Origin of the sequence: Sporosarcina ureae, from assembly GCF_002101375.1 — a bacterium.
Lineage (GTDB): Bacteria > Bacillota > Bacilli > Bacillales_A > Planococcaceae > Sporosarcina > Sporosarcina ureae_B.
In genome coordinates, this window is sequence record NZ_CP015207.1 from 2,998,869 (window position 1) to 3,016,467 (window position 17,599).

Annotated in this window: 19 protein-coding genes; 18 read left to right on the forward strand and 1 reads right to left on the reverse strand. The window is 42.3% G+C overall.

The genetic code is table 11. The features are described 5' to 3' along the window. Window positions 1–7 precede the first annotated feature (7 nt). Genes def through spoVM form a run of 9 tightly spaced genes read left to right on the forward strand, consistent with a single transcriptional unit; the run spans window position 8 to window position 7,941 of the window. Window positions 8–499 carry a peptide deformylase gene (gene def, locus SporoP8_RS14630; protein ID WP_085133196.1) on the forward strand — a complete coding sequence of 164 codons (492 nt, stop codon included), beginning with the start codon at window positions 8–10 and terminating at the stop codon, window positions 497–499. Further along, complete coding sequence (gene fmt, locus SporoP8_RS14635) at window positions 496–1,434, forward strand: methionyl-tRNA formyltransferase (protein WP_085133197.1); 939 nt, start codon at window positions 496–498, stop codon at window positions 1,432–1,434. Before def ends, fmt begins: the two co-directional genes overlap by 4 nt. Beyond that, a complete protein-coding gene (rsmB, locus tag SporoP8_RS14640) occupies window positions 1,431–2,771 on the forward strand; it encodes a 16S rRNA (cytosine(967)-C(5))-methyltransferase RsmB (protein WP_085133198.1) in 1,341 nt (446 codons plus the stop codon). The genes fmt and rsmB overlap by 4 nt, the downstream gene beginning before the upstream one ends. Window positions 2,772–2,799: 28 nt before the next feature. Next, window positions 2,800–3,558 carry a Stp1/IreP family PP2C-type Ser/Thr phosphatase gene (locus SporoP8_RS14645; protein WP_085133199.1) on the forward strand — a complete coding sequence of 253 codons (759 nt, stop codon included), beginning with the start codon at window positions 2,800–2,802 and terminating at the stop codon, window positions 3,556–3,558. Continuing rightward, complete coding sequence (gene pknB, locus SporoP8_RS14650) at window positions 3,555–5,549, forward strand: Stk1 family PASTA domain-containing Ser/Thr kinase (RefSeq protein WP_085133200.1); 1,995 nt, start codon at window positions 3,555–3,557, stop codon at window positions 5,547–5,549. The genes SporoP8_RS14645 and pknB overlap by 4 nt, the downstream gene beginning before the upstream one ends. Before the next feature lie 12 nt (window positions 5,550–5,561). Then, window positions 5,562–6,443, forward strand: coding sequence for a ribosome small subunit-dependent GTPase A (gene rsgA, locus SporoP8_RS14655; RefSeq protein ID WP_085133201.1), 882 nt, complete (start codon window positions 5,562–5,564; stop codon window positions 6,441–6,443). A gap of 2 nt (window positions 6,444–6,445) precedes the next feature. After that, the gene (gene rpe / locus SporoP8_RS14660) at window positions 6,446–7,114 is read left to right on the forward strand and encodes a ribulose-phosphate 3-epimerase (RefSeq protein ID WP_085133202.1); all 669 of its coding nucleotides are present in this window, start codon (window positions 6,446–6,448) and stop codon (window positions 7,112–7,114) included. Further along, complete coding sequence (locus SporoP8_RS14665) at window positions 7,111–7,764, forward strand: thiamine diphosphokinase (RefSeq protein WP_085133203.1); 654 nt, start codon at window positions 7,111–7,113, stop codon at window positions 7,762–7,764. Before rpe ends, SporoP8_RS14665 begins: the two co-directional genes overlap by 4 nt. 15 nt (window positions 7,765–7,779) lie before the next feature. After that, window positions 7,780–7,941: a stage V sporulation protein SpoVM gene (spoVM, locus tag SporoP8_RS16595; protein WP_099626352.1), complete on the forward strand. Its 162-nt coding sequence runs from the start codon at window positions 7,780–7,782 to the stop codon at window positions 7,939–7,941. A 474-nt stretch (window positions 7,942–8,415) separates the two neighbouring features. Here the strand turns inward: spoVM and rpmB are convergent, their stop codons facing one another. Then, entirely contained in the window at window positions 8,416–8,604 is a 189-nt protein-coding gene (gene rpmB, locus SporoP8_RS14675; RefSeq protein ID WP_029052334.1) for a 50S ribosomal protein L28, read from the reverse strand. Between the two features lie 215 nt (window positions 8,605–8,819). Here rpmB and SporoP8_RS14680 point away from each other — a divergent pair, with 215 nt between their 5' ends. From SporoP8_RS14680 to rnc, 9 genes are all read left to right on the forward strand, one after another. Next, window positions 8,820–9,182: an Asp23/Gls24 family envelope stress response protein gene (locus SporoP8_RS14680; RefSeq protein WP_029052333.1), complete on the forward strand. Its 363-nt coding sequence runs from the start codon at window positions 8,820–8,822 to the stop codon at window positions 9,180–9,182. Window positions 9,183–9,200: 18 nt separating this feature from the next. Next, entirely contained in the window at window positions 9,201–10,856 is a 1,656-nt protein-coding gene (locus tag SporoP8_RS14685) for a DAK2 domain-containing protein (protein WP_085133205.1), read from the forward strand. 117 nt (window positions 10,857–10,973) lie between these two features. Continuing rightward, window positions 10,974–13,013, forward strand: coding sequence for an ATP-dependent DNA helicase RecG (gene recG, locus SporoP8_RS14690; protein WP_085133206.1), 2,040 nt, complete (start codon window positions 10,974–10,976; stop codon window positions 13,011–13,013). A 100-nt stretch (window positions 13,014–13,113) separates the two neighbouring features. Then, window positions 13,114–13,686, forward strand: a complete 573-nt coding sequence (gene fapR / locus SporoP8_RS14695) for a transcription factor FapR (protein WP_085133207.1) — start codon at window positions 13,114–13,116, stop codon at window positions 13,684–13,686. Between the two features lie 6 nt (window positions 13,687–13,692). Beyond that, complete coding sequence (gene plsX, locus SporoP8_RS14700; RefSeq protein WP_085133208.1) at window positions 13,693–14,685, forward strand: phosphate acyltransferase PlsX; 993 nt, start codon at window positions 13,693–13,695, stop codon at window positions 14,683–14,685. Continuing rightward, window positions 14,682–15,626, forward strand: a complete 945-nt coding sequence (gene fabD / locus SporoP8_RS14705; protein ID WP_085133209.1) for an ACP S-malonyltransferase — start codon at window positions 14,682–14,684, stop codon at window positions 15,624–15,626. Before plsX ends, fabD begins: the two co-directional genes overlap by 4 nt. Then, window positions 15,626–16,372, forward strand: a complete 747-nt coding sequence (fabG, locus tag SporoP8_RS14710; protein ID WP_085133670.1) for a 3-oxoacyl-[acyl-carrier-protein] reductase — start codon at window positions 15,626–15,628, stop codon at window positions 16,370–16,372. The genes fabD and fabG overlap by 1 nt, the downstream gene beginning before the upstream one ends. 111 nt (window positions 16,373–16,483) lie before the next feature. Further along, the gene (locus SporoP8_RS14715) at window positions 16,484–16,723 is read left to right on the forward strand and encodes an acyl carrier protein (RefSeq protein WP_085133672.1); all 240 of its coding nucleotides are present in this window, start codon (window positions 16,484–16,486) and stop codon (window positions 16,721–16,723) included. Between the two features lie 106 nt (window positions 16,724–16,829). Beyond that, complete coding sequence (gene rnc / locus SporoP8_RS14720) at window positions 16,830–17,597, forward strand: ribonuclease III (protein ID WP_085133210.1); 768 nt, start codon at window positions 16,830–16,832, stop codon at window positions 17,595–17,597. The last annotated feature ends 2 nt before the right edge of the window (window positions 17,598–17,599 follow it).

The following is a 17,599-nucleotide window of genomic DNA, read 5'->3' on the forward strand; positions in this document are numbered from 1 at the left end:
AATTATTTTGACTATATTGAAAATCATCAAGCACCCATCATCTATTCTTACGACTCCATGTAAGGAAGTAACTGTATTTGACGATGAATTGGGTGTCTTACTTGATAATATGCATGAAACGATGATAGAACATGACGGCGTGGGCATAGCCGCACCACAAATCGGTAAATCGATTCGTGTGGCGATTGTAGACTTCGATGAAGGACAAGATATCATCGAAATGATCAATCCTGTCGTCACGGCAACTGGAGGATCTGAAGTAGAAGTTGAAGGATGTTTAAGTTTCCCTGGATTGTTTGGAGAAGTAGAGCGTCCTTTCCATGTAAGGATTGAAGCACAAGAACGTAATGGTAAGCTATATGAATTAGAAGCAGAAGGCTATGAAGCACGTGCCATCTTACACGAGATCGATCATTTGAACGGTGTTCTATTCGATAAAAAGATTCAACGTGTCGTTGATCCATCTGAATTCGAAGACGAAGAGGAGGATGACGAATGACAAAACTCATTTTCATGGGAACACCTGAATTTTCTGTAGGTGTTTTGACGATGCTATATAATGAGGGATATGAAATCCTAGCTGTCGTAACACAACCGGATCGTCCCGTTGGCCGTAAGCGTGTTTTGACACCACCTCCCGTAAAGGAAGAAGCAATGCGTTTAGGTCTACCTGTCATTCAGCCTGAGAAGCTTAAAGGCTCTGTAGAGTTGGAAGAAATCCTCGAACTAAAACCGGAGTTAATAGTAACAGCTGCATTTGGTCAATTGCTTCCGAATGAACTACTCGAGGCACCGAAACTCGGTTGTATAAATGTCCATGCTTCTTTATTACCTAACTACCGTGGCGGCGCACCGATTCATCAGGCGGTTATGGATGGTAAGAAAGAAACGGGTGTCACGATCATGTACATGGCGGAGAAACTGGATGCGGGTGATATCATTTCACAAGTCACCACTCCAATTGAAGAAACAGACGATACGGGGACGATGTTTACAAAACTATCTGTAGCAGGAACTACATTACTAAAAGAAACATTACCCTCTATCATTGATGGCACGAATGAGCGAACAGTTCAGGATGAGACACAAGTGACGTTTGCAAGAAACATATCGAGAGAACAGGAACGAATTGACTGGACGAGTTCAGCTAGGTCGATCTATAACCAAGTACGAGGGTTACACCCTTGGCCAGTTGCCTATACAAAGTTTGCTGGTGATCAAGTGAAAATTTGGTGGACTCAGATGGAAGAACAACCATCCAGTGCGTCACCTGGAGACATCATCGGTCTAGAAAAGGACCGTATTATTGTACAGACAGGTGAAGGTGCATTGGCAATTACCGATTTACAACCAGCCGGAAAAAAACGAATGACAGCTACCGTATTCTTAAATGGAATCGGATCAAAATGGCAAGTGGGAGACAAGTTTGAATGACAAATTATAAAAAGAAAATTTGGCGTGGCAATGTACGTGATGCGGCATTATCCATGTTGATGCAAATTGAAGAAGAGCAAGCGTATAGTAATTTATTGCTTCATAAAACGATTGAAATCTATGACCTTCAACCAAAAGACCGAGCATTATTGACGGAATTAACTTACGGTACATTACAACAACAAATGACACTGGATTATTATTTAGCACCATTTGTTAGAGGGAAACTACAACCGTGGGTACGACAGCTACTTCGTCTATCCGTTTATCAAATCATTTACCTATCTAAAATTCCTGAGCATGCCGTTGTCAATGAAGCAGTAAAAATTGCCAATAAGCGCGGACATAAAGGTGTTTCATCGATGGTCAATGGAATACTGCGCTCAATTTTGCGTGAAGGCGTACCTTCTTTAGATGAAATTGAAGACCCTGTCGCTCGTTTGTCTATTGAGACAAGTCACCCTGAATGGTTGATTCGAAGATGGATTGAGCAATACGGCATGGAACAAGCAACCGCTGCGGCAGTTGTCAATAATCAGCCGCCGATCACAACTGCACGTATCAATAAAACAAAAACTAATATAGGCGAAGTAATCGGCTTACTGAAAAAAGAAGGAATTACTGCAATAGCGGGTACTCTTTCTGATAGCAGTATCCAAGTAGAGTCAGGTAACCTCGCTTCTACAGAAGTGTTTAAACAAGGCTTGCTGACAATTCAAGACGAGAGTTCAATGCTTCCAGCTATCGCATTACAAGTGGAACCAGGTATGCGAGTATTGGATATGTGTGCCGCTCCTGGTGGTAAAACTACACATATTGCAGAACGTATGAAAGATGAAGGAGAAATTCAAGCACATGATCTGCACCCCCATAAATTACGTTTAATTGACCAAAATGCAGAGCGTCTCGGTTTGACTTCCATTCATACAAATAGCGGAGATAGTAGAGAGTTATTAAAAACATATGAACCTCAATCTTTTGACCGAGTACTAGTAGATGCCCCGTGTAGTGGGTTAGGGGTTATTCGTAGAAAACCTGAAATTAAATATAAGAAAACGATACAAGATATTGAAAATCTAACAGTCATTCAAAAAGAACTACTCGAAGTTGCCTGTCAGTTGGTGAAAAAAGACGGTCTCTTAGTTTACAGTACATGCACGATTGATAAATCCGAAAACGAAGAGATAGTGGAATGGTTCTTGAAAAAGCAGCCAGACTTCGCACTCGTTCCACTCCATATTCTTGAAGGCGACCATGAGTACCGCTATTTGCAAATATTACCGCACGACCATCAAAGTGACGGTTTCTTTGTAGCGACGTTACAAAGAATCAACTAACCAGACCCATTGGAATGGAGGGTAGCCTATGGAATATGAAATACGCTCAGATACAGGACAGAAACGAACTGTGAATGAAGACGAAGCAGCCGTATTCGTTCATTCTGAAAAGCAGACGATACTCGCAGTCATAGCAGATGGAATGGGCGGTCATAAGGGCGGAGATTATGCTAGTGCTACGGCGGTGCGTATGATAGGCGAGCTATTCATGTCTGCCGACAAAGAAGTCGTAACGGAGCAGGATTGGATTGACTTGTTGTATGATGCGATAGTGGATATTAACCAGTTTTTGTATACTACTGCGCAGGAAGATGACACGTATAAAGGCATGGGAACAACGCTAGACCTTGCATTGATCTTGGATGATCACTGTGTAGTTTTTCATGTGGGAGACAGCCGGATTTATCAAGTGACAGGCAAAGCAATTCGGCAAATTACAAAAGACCATTCTTTTGTTAATGTACTGATTGATAGCGGAGAAATTACGGAACAAGAAGCCGAAGTGCATCCGCAACGTAATTGGATTATGAAAGCGGTAGGTTCGGAGAAATCCATCGTACCTGACCGTTACACATTTTCATTACTGTCACATTCGTTTTTATTACTTTGTACAGATGGTTTAAGCAATAAAATCGAAAAAGAAACTATGCTTGATATTATGTTAAATGAAAATTCATTAGCAAAAAAAGCGGATGAGTTCATAGACTTAGCGAACCAGCGTGGTGGGGAAGATAATATTACTGTCATACTACTGGCTATTCCCGAAATTGAGGTGAATCCCGTATGATTGGAAAGCGAATCGGTAAACGATACGAAATTATTCGGGTGATCGGTGACGGAGGTATGTCCAGAGTTTACTTGGCGCACGATATAATCCTCGACCGCGATGTGGCGATCAAAGTATTGCATTATGATTTTGCCAATGAAGAAGAGTTAAAAAAACGATTCCAGCGGGAAGCACTTTCCGCTACGAGCCTGACACACCCTCATATTGTAAATATTTTTGATGTTGGCCAAGAAGATGAACTCCATTACTTGGTGATGGAATACATAGCCGGCAAAACACTGAAAGACTATATCCATACTCATGGCGCATTGTCGGCAGAACAGGCTGTGTCTATTATGAAGCAACTTGTATCTGCTATATCACACGCTCATCATAACGGTATTGTTCATCGCGACATTAAACCTCAAAATGTATTGATGAACGGTGAGGATGATGTGAAGATAACAGACTTTGGAATTGCCATGGCGTTGAATTCTACAGCACATACGAAGACGAACTCTGTTATTGGAACTGTTCACTATCTGTCTCCTGAACAAGCTAGAGGCGGCATGGCTACGAAACGCTCAGATATATATTCACTCGGAATCGTATTTTATGAATTACTTACTGGACAGTTACCGTTTTCCGCGGAGACAGCTGTGGCGATTGCGTTAAAACACTTACAAGAAGAGACCCCATCCGTCCGGGATCAATTTCCTGAAATACCTCAAAGTGTAGAAAATGTTATCCTAAAGGCGACAGCTAAGGATTCATCCTATCGCTATGCGTCTGCAGATGATATGTATGATGATTTACTAACGGTCCTATCTCAAGATCGATTGAATGAAAGTAAATTCGCCTTGCCGTTTGATGATGACAAGACAATGGCTATTCCTGCCATTAAAGATGCTTCAAAATCCACCGTTACTGAAGACACAATGAAAGTAGATCCCGTAAAACCTGAACCGCTAGCACCTGTAAAAAAGAAAAAAAAGAAATGGCCATATGTTTTAGCGGGTAGTCTGTTGCTACTAGCATTACTGACACTGCTATTGGTGATGATGATGAAACCGAAAGAAATCATTGTACCTGAAGTAGTAGGGGAAGAAGAGCTTGTTGCTGCAGAGATACTTGAAAAAGAAGGCTTTGTCATAGATGAACGTTTTGAAGAGACATCCGATGAATACACAGCGGGACAAGTCATTAAAACAGTGCCTCAAGCCGGAAAGAAACGTAAAGAGGGAGACGGCGTGAAATTATTTATTAGCGCTGGTAAAGATCCTATGGTGCTTAGTGATTATACGGGTCGTAACTTTGAAGCGACAAAACGCTTTTTAGATGGTTACGGATTTTTACCTATTGAATCAGTCGAAGTCTTTTCCGACGAGCCGAAAGGAACAATTCTCAGCCAGCAACCTGAAGCAGAACAGTCTGTTATTCCGGAAGAAACTAAGTTGATCTTCACTGTAAGTAAAGGCAGGGAGTTGCAATCTCTTGATGATTTGTCAGGTATGTCCGCTAAACAACTAGAAGACTATGCGAATACATCTGGACTGAAGATCCACATCGTCAGTGAAGAACATTCGGATAAAGTGGATAAAGGATATGTTATTTCACAAAAGCCTTCTAAAGGTGAAAAAATGGAAAAAGGGCAACGAGTGGATGTCGTGGTTTCGAAAGGGCCTGCGTCCAAGCCGGTTAAATTGTTGGTAAAGACTGTGACGATTCCATATGACTATCCCGAAGAACCGACAGTTGAAAATGATGAAGATGAAATAGATTCAGAAACAGACCCAAAACCTCAATCGGAAATCATTCCTCAGAAAGTCCAGATTTATATACAGGATCGCACACACACGATGAATGATCCTATGGAGGAATTTGAGATTACTGAAGATACGACACGTAAGATTACGATCGAACTTCTAGAAGGAGAGCGTGGAGGTTATAAAATCATGCGCGATCAAACAGTGATTGAGGAAGATAAGTTCAACTATGCAGATTTAGAATAGAGGAGGAGTTCGATGGCTGAAGGCCAAATCCGAAAAGCGATCAGTGGGTTTTATTACGTAGAACATAAAGGGAATTTAATTCAATGTAAAAGCCGTGGGGTTTTTCGATTAAAGAAAATTAATCCTTTGGTAGGAGACTTCGTTACGTATGTACCTGACGGAGCCAATGATGCAACGATTACAGATGTTCATCAAAGGAAAAGCGAGTTAGTTAGACCGCCCATTGCCAATGTAGATCAAGTATTACTGGTTTTTTCGGTAGTGGAACCAAATATGAGTCTTCGTTTACTAGACCGTTTCTTAACAGTCATTGAATCACATCAATTAGAACCAATTTTGTATATTTCTAAAGAAGATATCGCCAACCCTAAGACGTTGGAAGAAAACGAAAAAAATCTCGCATATTATCGACATATCGGGTATACCGTTCTACGTAATGTAGAGAATAAGCATTCTTTGCTTGAAACACTTCGCCCATATTTTAGCGGTAAAACTACCGTACTTGCAGGTCAGTCAGGTGTGGGAAAATCCACGTTATTGAATACGATATTACCTGAACTGCAACTAAAAACCGGTGTGATCTCAGATGCGCTTGGTCGAGGAAAACATACTACACGTCATGTAGAGTTATTGGAAGTGGCAGATGGCTTGGTCGCTGATACACCTGGGTTCAGTTCTCTGGATTTCGAACATATCGAAAAAGAAGAACTGCGGGATTATTTTGTGGAGATTTCAGAAGCTGGTGAAGGTTGTAAATTTAGAGGATGTCTTCATGTGAAAGAACCAGGTTGTGCAGTGAAAGCCCAAGTAGAAGAAGGCATAATTTTGGAAGGTCGCTACGAGAATTATTTGCTGTTCTTGCAAGAAATTACGGATAGAAAGCCGAGGTATTAATTATGATAAAAATTGCGCCATCTATTTTAGCTGCAAACTTTGCAAAGCTTGGTGAAGAAGTGAATGAAGTCGAAAAAGCAGGTGCTGAATTAATTCACATCGATGTAATGGACGGACATTTCGTACCGAATATCACAATGGGCCCCATTGTCGTCGAAGCGTTGCGTCCGTTGACGGGGCTACCGCTTGATGTCCATTTGATGATTGAAAATCCGGACGATTATATCGAGGCCTTTGCGACAGCGGGTGCGGATTATATTACTGTACATGTAGAAGCATGCCCTCACTTGCATAGAACATTGCAATTGATTAAATCGACAGGTGCGAAACCAGGTGTTGTATTGAATCCGCATACACCGGTTGAGCAAATCATGCATGTACTTGAAGATATTGACATGGTATTGTTTATGACAGTCAATCCAGGTTTTGGCGGACAGTCGTTTATTCATTCCGTGCTACCAAAAGTGAAGCAACTTTCTGATATGATCAAAGAACGAAATCTTTCTATTGAAATCGAGATCGATGGGGGGATCAACGAAGAAACAATTAAGCCTTGTGTGGAAGCGGGTGCGACTATTTTTGTTGCAGGTTCGGCAATTTACGGTAAAGAAGACCGTGCAAAAGCACTTCAAGCTATTAAAGCAGCCGGTGAAAGTGTGATGGCGAAATGAAATATGCCATCGTGTGTGCAGCGGGCCCTATAGATGAAGTGGTTAACTTAGCTGAATACGATCAAGAAGATACTGTGTACATCGGTGTAGATCGCGGTGCGTTGTATTTATTGGAAAAAGGTATTCAGCCCAATGAAGCAGTTGGCGACTTTGATTCTGTGACGAAAGAGCAGTTTGAACAGATTCACTCGAACGTAGAAATTGTCCATCATGTGAATGAAGATAAAGATGAGACAGACACAGAACTGGCTGTACAGCGAGCGCTTGCATATGAACCCGATTATATCGTCTTGACTGGCGTGACAGGTGGTCGCTTGGATCACTTACAGTCTGCTTTGCATTTATTGTATCGTATGCAAGCAGAAAATCGTAAAGTGAAGTTCAAAATACACAATACTACGAATGATATCCGTGTCATGCTTCCTGGTGTAAGACGTGTAAAGAAAGATTCACGCTATCCGTATACTTCCTTTTTTTCGTTCGGCCCCGTCGTGACAGGGTTGACGTTGACAGGATTCAAATATGAAACGGTGAACGAACGATTAGAAATTGGTGTAACACGTTTTACAAGTAATGAAACAGTGGCGGATGTTTGTACTATCTCCTTCCGTGAGGGCATATGCTTAATGGTAAGGAGTTCAGATTCCTGAAAGGAGTTGGGGGATTTGCGAGTATACACATTCACGCTTCCGAAGTTTGTCAGTAACATTGTAAGAAAGTGCGCAGTAGCTTTCCAAAAGGACAGCCGTACTAAAACAACCGTTGCTGCCAATCCAAAAGCCGCCAAGACAAAAAAACGCAAAAAAGAAAAATCACAAAGCGCCTAATAAGGTGCTTTGTGTTTTTTTGTTTTTAGAAAGGCAAAAAAGCGCCTTTATGGTAATTCCCCCAACATCTGTCGAGGCTACCCAGGCGCTTTCATCTTTAGATTACATCCAGCTTCAAGCGCCAGCCTCTCGGAATGTTTCGAAATTACCAGAAAGGCAAAAAAGCGCCTTTATGGTAATTCCCCCAACATCTGTCGAGGCTACCCAGGCGCTTTCATCTTTAGATTACATCCAGCTTCAAGCGCCAGCCTCTCGGAATGTTTCGAAATTACCAGAAAGGCAAAAAAGCGCCTTTATGGTAATTCCCCCAACATCTGTCGAGGCTACCCAGGCGCTTTCAGCTTTAGATTACATCCAGCTTCAGACGGCAACCGCTCGGGACACTTCAGGCTAGAAGATAAAGGCAAAAACCGCCTTTTTCTTCTAGCCTTCCAGTGCCTGTCGCGGCTAGACGCCGTCTTCAGCTTTAGATTATTATACTCGTTGTACTTTGCCTGATTTTAAAGCTCTTGCAGATACCCAAACGCGTTTAGGTTTGCCGTCGATTAGGATTCTAACTTTTTGAAGGTTAGCGCCCCAAGTGCGCTTGCTAGAGTTCAAAGCGTGAGAACGAGTGTTTCCAGAACGTGCTTTACGTCCAGTAATAACACATTGTTTAGCCATTTTAGTTCCTCCTCGTGAATTTATTTAGCGATTCACGTTACAATTCGCATACCATAGTACTTTATCATAAGCATCGTATCGATGCAACAATTTTTTTTGATACTTTCAAGGTTTTTTCCTTTACACTATATTTTAACGGTTTCAATACTTTCATTCCTGATGATTTCCCGTATAATGTACGTATGATGTGTCTAGAGATGGGGAGGAGAAGAGGAATGTCAATCGAACTGAAAAATGAGCATGGTACGATAGATATTACAAATGATGTAATTGCGCAAGTAGTCGGAGAGGCTGCGGTCGAGTGTTATGGAATTGTAGGGATGGCTTCCCAACACCAAATTCGCGATGGGCTTACAGAAATTCTTCGCAAAGAAAACTATTCTCGCGGCGTGATTGTACGTAACGAGGGAGATGCATTCCATATCGATATCTACGTCATCATGAGTTATGGCACGAAAATTACTGAAGTGGCCTATCAAGTACAATCCAAAGTGCAATATATAGTGAAAACCACGTTAGGTTTATCAGTAAGTTCAATAAATATTTTTGTTCAGGGAGTTCGTGTAACGAACGTGTAAAAGGAGGCCTTTAAGTCAATGACTTCAATCAATGGATTGCATTTTGCGAAGATGGTAGAAATGGGTTCGCATCATCTTCATCAAAATGCGGATTATGTGGATTCTTTAAATGTATTCCCGGTGCCAGATGGCGATACGGGAACGAATATGAATTTATCCATGACATCCGGTGCAAAGGAAACAGAAAGAAATGCTCAAGAACATATCGGTTTGACGGCACAGGCATTTTCAAAAGGGTTACTTATGGGTGCCCGTGGAAATTCAGGTGTGATTTTATCTCAGTTATTCAGAGGATTCAGCAAGCAAATTGAGAATGAATCGGAAGTAAACGTAAAGCAATTTGCGGAAGCACTTAAATACGGTGTGGATACAGCCTACAAAGCTGTTATGAAGCCTGTAGAAGGAACTATTTTGACAGTCGCCAAAGATGCAGCTAACGCGGCGGTTGAGCACATAGAAGATGCATCGGATTTAACAGCCTTACTAGAAATTATTGTGCAAGAAGCTAAAGCTTCGCTGAAACGGACGCCTGATCTACTGCCAGTGTTAAAAGAGGTAGGAGTAGTAGATAGTGGTGGACAAGGGCTCGTATATGTGTATGAAGGATTTTTGGCATGTCTAAAAGGTGAGGACTTACCTGAGAAGGTAGTTATGCACTCAATGGATGATTTAGTGATGACAGAGCATCACCGCATTATACAAGGTTTCATGAACTCAGAAGACATCGAGTTTGGCTACTGTACGGAATTCATGGTCAAATTGGATTCGGGTAAGTTGCTCGACAAACCATTTGATGAGGCAACGTTCCGTCAAGACTTAAGCGAACTAGGTGACTCACTGCTCGTCATTTCAGATGATGAAGTAGTAAAAGTACATATTCACACTGAAGAACCTGGAGATGCTTTATCTTATGGGAAAAAATATGGTTCATTGACGAAGATGAAGATCGATAATATGCGTGAACAACACAGTGATATTATGGAACGAGATGAAGCGTCAACAGCAAAACCTATCCAGCATAAATACGCAATTGTTACGGTTTCGATGGGCGAAGGAATCGCAGAACTTTTGAAAAGTATCGGAGCATCTGCCGTGATTGAGGGCGGTCAGACGATGAATCCTTCAACGGAGGATATTGTCAAAGCAATTCAGGAAATCGGTGCAGAACGAGTATTGATCTTGCCGAATAATAAAAACATCATCATGGCAGCTGAGCAAGCAGCTGAAGTATTGGAAATTGAAGCGGCAGTTGTGGCGACGAAAACCGTTCCGGAAGGCTTGGCGGCTATTTTGGCATTCAACCCTGAAGCTACAGTAGAGAAGAATGCGAAAGCAATGTTACAAGCGGCATCTGCTATTAAAACCGGTCAAGTCACTTATGCCGTTCGTGACACATCGATTGATGGTGTAACGATCCGTAAAGATGACTTCATGGGAATCGCACAAGGGAAAATCACTAGCTCCAATTCTTCATTAGAGGGTGTGACAAAGAACCTCATTTCTTCTATGATTGATGAAGAAGATGAGATCGTCACGATTATTTATGGTGAAGATGTAACGCGTGAAGAAGCAGAAAAGATTAGTAGCTATATCGAAGAACAATTCGAGCATGTGGATATAGAATTGTATGCAGGAAAACAGCCGCTCTATCCATATATTATCTCTGTTGAATAAATACATTACGTTGTCCTGTAAGTAGGGGCAACGTTTTTATTATCCCGCCTTTTCATGGTAGACTAAAAAGAAGAACATTCGTTTTCTAATGAGATATGGGAAGGAGGTATTCTTCACGTGGAGAACATCTTGAAAAATAGTGTAGGTACAGTAAAAGGGATAGGGAAAACAACAACTGAACAATTCGAAAAGCTAGGAATTTTGACGATTGAAGATTTGTTATATACTTTCCCGTATCGCCATGAAGATTTTCGTATGAGAGATTTGACTGAAACGCCGCATGGTGAGCGTGTCACAGTAGAAGGCCGGGTAGAGTCCGAACCGGCAGTGTTTTATTCAGGGAAAAACCGCTCCAGAATGCAAGTTCGTTTATTGGTCGGCCATCACTTGGTGAAAGCTGTATTTTTCAATCAGCATTACTTAAAAAACCGTCTGCACACGGGAATGCAAATAAGTATTACGGGAGCATGGGATCGTGGTCGTCAGACGATTACGGTGAATCGTCTACATGCCGGTGAGCAAACTGATTTTGAGCCGGTTTATAGTTTGAAGGGGATTATGCATCAAAAAACGTTTCGTCGTTATATGCGCACAGTAATAGACTTAACAGCCCAAGACATAGAAGAGACACTACCGCGTGAGATGTTGGAAGTATACAAGCTGCCTTCTATAGCCCAAGCACTAGAGATGGTCCATTTCCCGACTAAAGCTGAAGACGTTAAGCATGCTCGAAGACGTTTTGTTTATGAGGAATTATTACTTTTTCAGTTGAAAATTCAAGGAATGAAAAAACTACGCAAAGAACAAGAAAAAGGACTTGTTATTCAATATGATTTGGATTTGCTAAAGAAGTTCATCAGTACGTTGCCATTTGAATTAACGGATGCGCAAAAACGTGTGGTGAATGAATTATGTGCAGAGCTGAAATCACCACTCCGTATGAATCGTTTACTGCAAGGAGATGTGGGGTCAGGTAAGACAGCTGTCGCTGCCATAGCTCTATATGCGGCGGTTACTGCAGGATTCCAGGGAGCATTGATGGCACCAACAGAAATATTAGCTGAACAACACGCTGAATTATTAGCCAACTGGTTCGAACCATTCGGTGTAACTGTTGCTTTTCTTGCTGGATCTACGAAAGCGAAAGCCAGAAAGGAGTTGTTGGAACGCTTAGAAGCTGGGGGGATTGACTTGCTGATCGGTACGCATGCGCTCATCCAACCTGAAGTGCAGTTTCATAAACTGGGCTTTGTCGTGACAGATGAACAACACCGTTTCGGAGTGCAACAACGTCGTGTCTTGCGAGATAAAGGCTTAAATCCAGATGTACTATTCATGACTGCAACTCCTATTCCAAGAACATTAGCGATTACGGTATTTGGGGAAATGGATGTTTCGATCTTAGATGAACTACCAGCAGGACGAAAAGAAATTGAAACACATTGGTTGAAAGAAGACTCTTTACTGCCTGTATTACAGAAGATGGAAAAAGAGTTGCGTGCAGGAAGGCAGGCGTACGTCATTTGTCCGTTGATCGAGGAATCCGATAAATTGGATGTCCAAAACGCAGTCGAGGTGCATGCAGAATTGAACAATTATTTCGGTGGTCGCTATACTGTAGGCTTGATGCATGGTCGATTGCCTTCAGCTGAAAAGGACCAAGTCATGCGGGAATTCAGTGAAGGACAGTTAAACATCCTTGTTTCCACGACAGTTGTAGAAGTAGGTGTCAATGTACCGAACGCAACTTTCATGCTGATTTATGATGCCACGAGATTCGGTCTGGCTCAGTTACACCAATTAAGGGGACGTGTAGGACGAGGATCAGATCAGTCGTATTGTGTATTGCTCGCTAATCCGTCGACAGAAGAAGGAAAGATGCGAATGCAATCGATGACAGAAACGAACGACGGATTTATTTTAGCTGAAAAAGATTTGGAGCTACGCGGGTCAGGAGATATTTTTGGTAAGAAGCAAAGTGGAATGCCAGAATTTAAAATGGCTGACTTGGTCCATGATTTCAAAGCACTCTCTATAGCGCGTGATGATGCGGAACGTTTGTTAAATTCAGATGCATTTTGGACAAATGACGAGTATGCAACGTTACGCGGACGTCTTGAGCAGTCGGGCGCACTCACTGATAAGCGGATAGACTAATAGACGTGAACGTAGTAAATTCGATAACCTCTTGCAATCTGATTTACCTCTTTATATACTTAGTGTTAATACCAAGTGCTAATCTAGAGGGGTGTAGTAATTGAGAGTTCCGAAACAGGAGAGGCAACAATTACTCGTAACGCTGCTTGAAAAAGATCCATTTCTAACAGATGAAGACATTGCCAGGCATTTTTCCGTGAGCATCCAAACCGTGCGGCTGGATCGGTTAGAATGTCGTATTCCGGAATTGCGAGAGCGGTTAAAATCCGTAGCATCTCAACAAATGTTAGGTACAGTGAAGTCTATGCAAGCTGAAGAAATCTTTGGAGAAATTGTTGATGTGGAATTGGATAATAAAGCGATTTCAATTTTTGATGTAAAAGAAGTGCATGTATTTAAACGAAATGGTATTGCCAGAGGTCATCATTTATTTGCACAGGCGAATTCATTAGCCGTAGCTGTCTTGGATGATGACTTAGCATTGACGGTTCGTTCCTCACTGCACTTCCAAAAGCCAGTTAGAGCTGGTGATCGGGTAGTGTCTCGTGCTACTGTACGCAAGGAAACCTTGAAAAATAAAAGTACGGTAGTCGATGTCCTGTCGACAGTGGAAAGTGAACCTGTTTTCTCGGGGGAGTTTCAAATGTATCGTACAACAAAAAAAGGCGGGTAATTACATATGATTATTGCAGTAGACGCAATGGGTGGAGATAATGCACCAGAAGAAATTGTGAAAGGGGTATTACAGAGCCTTCATGCATTTGATGACATTAGAATACATATATTTGGTGATGAGCAAAAAATGGCACCATTCCTCGAAACACATCCGCGCCTTCAAGTAGTACACTGCTCCGAAATCATTGAACCTGATGATGAGCCAGTGCGTGCAATTCGAAAGAAAAAAGATGCATCCATGGTCCGTATGGCGCAAGCGGTAAAAGATGGCGAGGCACAGGCATGTGTGTCGGCTGGTAATACAGGTGCTCTCATGGCGGCAGGACTCTTTATCGTTGGTCGCTTGGAAGGTATTCAAAGACCAGCACTGGCACCGACTTTACCGACGATTGACGGCAGCGGATTCGTGTTATTGGATGCTGGGGCGAATTCAGATAGTAAACCTTCGCAGTTGGCGCAGTTTGCCGTCATGGGCAGTGTTTACGCCGAGAAAGTTCGCGGCATTGATAAACCACGTGTGGGCCTATTAAATATCGGTACAGAGGCTGGAAAAGGTAATGAGCTGACAAAACTTGCCTTTGAAGAGTTGCAAGCTGCACCTATAAACTTCATCGGTAACGTGGAGTCGCGTGACTTGTTAAATGGTGTGGCAGATGTCGTTGTCACAGACGGCTTTACGGGGAATATGGTGTTGAAAACTATTGAAGGTACGGCAATGAATGTATTTTCCATGATCAAAGAAGTGTTCATGTCTTCGTTGAAAACCAAGCTTGCGGCTGGATTAGTCAAAGATGATCTAAAAGATTTGAAGAATAAGATGGATTACGCGGAGTATGGTGGAGCGGGCTTATTTGGTTTGAACCATCCTGTCATCAAAGCACATGGTTCGTCGAATGCCAACGCACTTTTTAATGCGGTTCGCCAAGCAAGAACCATGGTACAATACCAAGTATGCGAAACAATTAAAAAAACAATCGGAGAGGAAGAGGAATCTTGAGTAAACTGGCATTTGTTTTCCCGGGACAAGGCTCACAAGCTGTAGGGATGGGGAAAGTATTCACAGAGAAGAATGAAGCATGTAAGGTATTCTTGCAAAAAGCTGATGAAGCTCTTGGTTTTGAACTGAGCTCATTGATGCTAGAAGGTCCTCAAGATGAATTGACGTTGACTTATAACGCTCAACCAGCTCTACTCACGGTGGGTGCGATGATTGCAGCGCGTTTGGAAGAAGAAGGCATTACGCCAGACTATACAGCGGGACATAGCCTGGGTGAGTATACCGCTCTTGTTGAATCCAAAGTTCTTTCATTTGAAGATGCGGTAGTTGCTGTTCATAAAAGAGGTCTGTATATGAATGAAGCGGTACCAGCAGGTAAGGGTGCCATGGCGGCCATACTTGGAATGGATCGTGATGTATTGGAGTCGATCACATCGAACATCACAGAGTCGGGACATCCTGTGCAACCAGCCAACTTAAACTGCCCTGGCCAAATTGTTATTTCCGGTGCCAAAGAGGGTGTGGATAAAGCATGTACAGCCTTGAAGGAAGCGGGTGCGAAACGTGCATTGCCATTGAATGTAAGTGGACCTTTCCACTCCGTTCTAATGCAACCAGCAGCTGGAGAGTTACAAAAGACGCTCGAAGGTATTGAAATGAAGGATGCAGTAATTCCGATCATCGCGAACGTTACGGCAAATGAAGTAACAAAGCAGAATGAAATAAAAAAATTACTGGTTGAACAACTGTACTCCCCGGTCCGTTGGGAAGAGTCTATTGAAAAATTGCTTGAATTGGGTGTTACTCGTTTCGTAGAGTGCGGACCTGGAAAAGTATTGAGTGGGTTGATCCGTAAAATAGACCGTACTGCTAAAGTATACCCAGTATATGATGAAGAAACGCTTGAAAAGTTGCTTGAAGAAGCGAAGGGATGGTCATGATGGGAAGATTCGATGGAAAAACGGCAGTAGTCACAGGAGCTTCTAGAGGGATTGGGCGCACGGTCGCATTACGCTTAGCTTCAGAAGGTGCAAAGGTAGTCGTCAATTATAGCGGTAGCCAAGATCGTGCAGAAACTGTAGCGGCTGAAATTCGTTCAGCGGGCGGAGAAGCGCTCGTATTCCAAGCGAATGTCTCCGATGCTGAACAAGTGAAGGCAATGATGGATGAGACGATTAAACAATTCGGAAGCATTGATATTCTCGTCAATAACGCTGGCATCACCCGAGATAATTTATTGATGCGCATGAAAGAAGACGAGTGGGATGATGTATTGTCAATTAATTTAAAGGGTGTTTTCCTTTGCACTAAGGCTGTCACGCGTCAAATGATGCGTCAGCGCGCAGGAAGGATCGTCAATATGGCTTCTGTTGTAGGGGTTGTAGGAAATGCAGGGCAAGCAAATTACGTGGCGGCTAAAGCAGGAGTTATTGGTTTGACGAAAACAACTGCAAAAGAATTGGCGGCACGTAATATTTTAGTAAATGCCGTTGCTCCAGGATTCATCACAACTGATATGACAGACGAATTGGGTGATGATATGAAAGAGCAATTATTGTCAACGATTCCTTTAGGGAAACTTGGAAGTGCTGAAGATGTAGCGGGAACTGTGGCATTCTTACTATCTGACGAAGCGCAATATATTACCGGTCAAACTATCAATGTCGACGGCGGTATGGTGATGTAAGAGAACTACTTCTTTGAAAGCGCTATTTATGGTTGCGTAACGGGGGGACTAACCTCTATAATTCAATAGTAGCTAATGAGCTGACTTTGGCCTTGAGAGGAGGTGACTATGTTGTCAACAGTACTTGAGCGCGTAACAAAAGTAGTTGTCGACCGTCTAGGCGTCGATGAAAGCGAAGTAAAACCTGAGGCTTCTTTCCGTGAGGATCTTGGAGCTGATTCACTAGATGTAGTAGAACTTGTTATGGAATTTGAAGATGAGTTTGAAACGGAAATTTCTGACGATGATGCAGAGAAAATTGCAACTGTCGGAGATGCAGTAACGTACATTACAGCAAAAGTAGGCGAATGACCTTTTTGGTGAGACACTTTCTTCCTTTCATCTGAAAAGGAGAAAGCGTCTCTTTTCGCTTTACAAGTGTGTACAGACTATTAATAGATGAGAGGCAGAGTAGTTTATGAAAAATAAAAGAACTTCGAAAGAAACGGTATCACACCCTACATTGCCACAAGCTGTACGCGAGAAATTCAGCACACTCCAGCAGAAACTAGGCGTTCAATTTCGGGATGAGAATCTATTGTATAATGCATTTACCCATTCATCCTATGTCAATGAACATCGCCGCAAGAAGTTTTCTGATAATGAACGATTAGAATTCCTTGGAGATGCTGTATTAGAACTTGGGGTATCTAAATTTCTATTCCGTACAGAACCGGCAAAAAGCGAAGGAGAACTGACGAAACTTCGTGCAGCGATTGTTTGTGAGCCATCACTTGTTAAGTTTTCAAATGAATTGAACTTTGGAGACTATATTCTTCTTGGCAAGGGTGAAGAACTAACTGGTGGAAGAATGCGTCCTGCATTATTAGCGGATGTATTTGAAGCGTATATTGGTGCGCTTTACTTGGATCAAGGCATGGAAGTCGTTGAAGAGTTCCTAAAGCGAATCGTTTTTCCGAAAATTAGTATCGGAGCTTTTTCGCATGTGACAGATTATAAGAGTCGCCTGCAAGAATTGGTGCAGCAAAAAAATAACGGACCCCTTCAATATGAAGTCATTGAAGAAAAAGGTCCTGCACATGCGAAAAAGTTTGTTACAGTCGTTAATCTTAATGAACAACGACTTGGAAAAGGAATCGGCAAATCCAAGAAAGAAGCCGAACAGGAAGCTGCCCGTCGTGCGATAGAACATTTATTGATGCAGACAACCGAAGGGGAGAACTAATC

What these genes read in the sequence shown, in the direction of transcription:
- fmt (WP_085133197.1), top strand. Translation starts at nt 496, where the DNA reads ATGACAAAACTCATTTTCATGGGAACACCTGAATTTTCTGTAGGTGTT.
- rsmB (WP_085133198.1), top strand. Translation starts at nt 1,431, where the DNA reads ATGACAAATTATAAAAAGAAAATTTGGCGTGGCAATGTACGTGATGCG.
- SporoP8_RS14645 (WP_085133199.1), top strand. Translation starts at nt 2,800, where the DNA reads ATGGAATATGAAATACGCTCAGATACAGGACAGAAACGAACTGTGAAT.
- pknB (WP_085133200.1), top strand. Translation starts at nt 3,555, where the DNA reads ATGATTGGAAAGCGAATCGGTAAACGATACGAAATTATTCGGGTGATC.
- rsgA (WP_085133201.1), top strand. Translation starts at nt 5,562, where the DNA reads ATGGCTGAAGGCCAAATCCGAAAAGCGATCAGTGGGTTTTATTACGTA.
- rpe (WP_085133202.1), top strand. Translation starts at nt 6,446, where the DNA reads ATGATAAAAATTGCGCCATCTATTTTAGCTGCAAACTTTGCAAAGCTT.
- SporoP8_RS14665 (WP_085133203.1), top strand. Translation starts at nt 7,111, where the DNA reads ATGAAATATGCCATCGTGTGTGCAGCGGGCCCTATAGATGAAGTGGTT.
- rpmB (WP_029052334.1), bottom strand. Translation starts at nt 8,604, where the DNA reads ATGGCTAAACAATGTGTTATTACTGGACGTAAAGCACGTTCTGGAAAC.
- SporoP8_RS14680 (WP_029052333.1), top strand. Translation starts at nt 8,820, where the DNA reads ATGTCAATCGAACTGAAAAATGAGCATGGTACGATAGATATTACAAAT.
- SporoP8_RS14685 (WP_085133205.1), top strand. Translation starts at nt 9,201, where the DNA reads ATGACTTCAATCAATGGATTGCATTTTGCGAAGATGGTAGAAATGGGT.
- plsX (WP_085133208.1), top strand. Translation starts at nt 13,693, where the DNA reads ATGATTATTGCAGTAGACGCAATGGGTGGAGATAATGCACCAGAAGAA.
- fabG (WP_085133670.1), top strand. Translation starts at nt 15,626, where the DNA reads ATGGGAAGATTCGATGGAAAAACGGCAGTAGTCACAGGAGCTTCTAGA.
- rnc (WP_085133210.1), top strand. Translation starts at nt 16,830, where the DNA reads ATGAAAAATAAAAGAACTTCGAAAGAAACGGTATCACACCCTACATTG.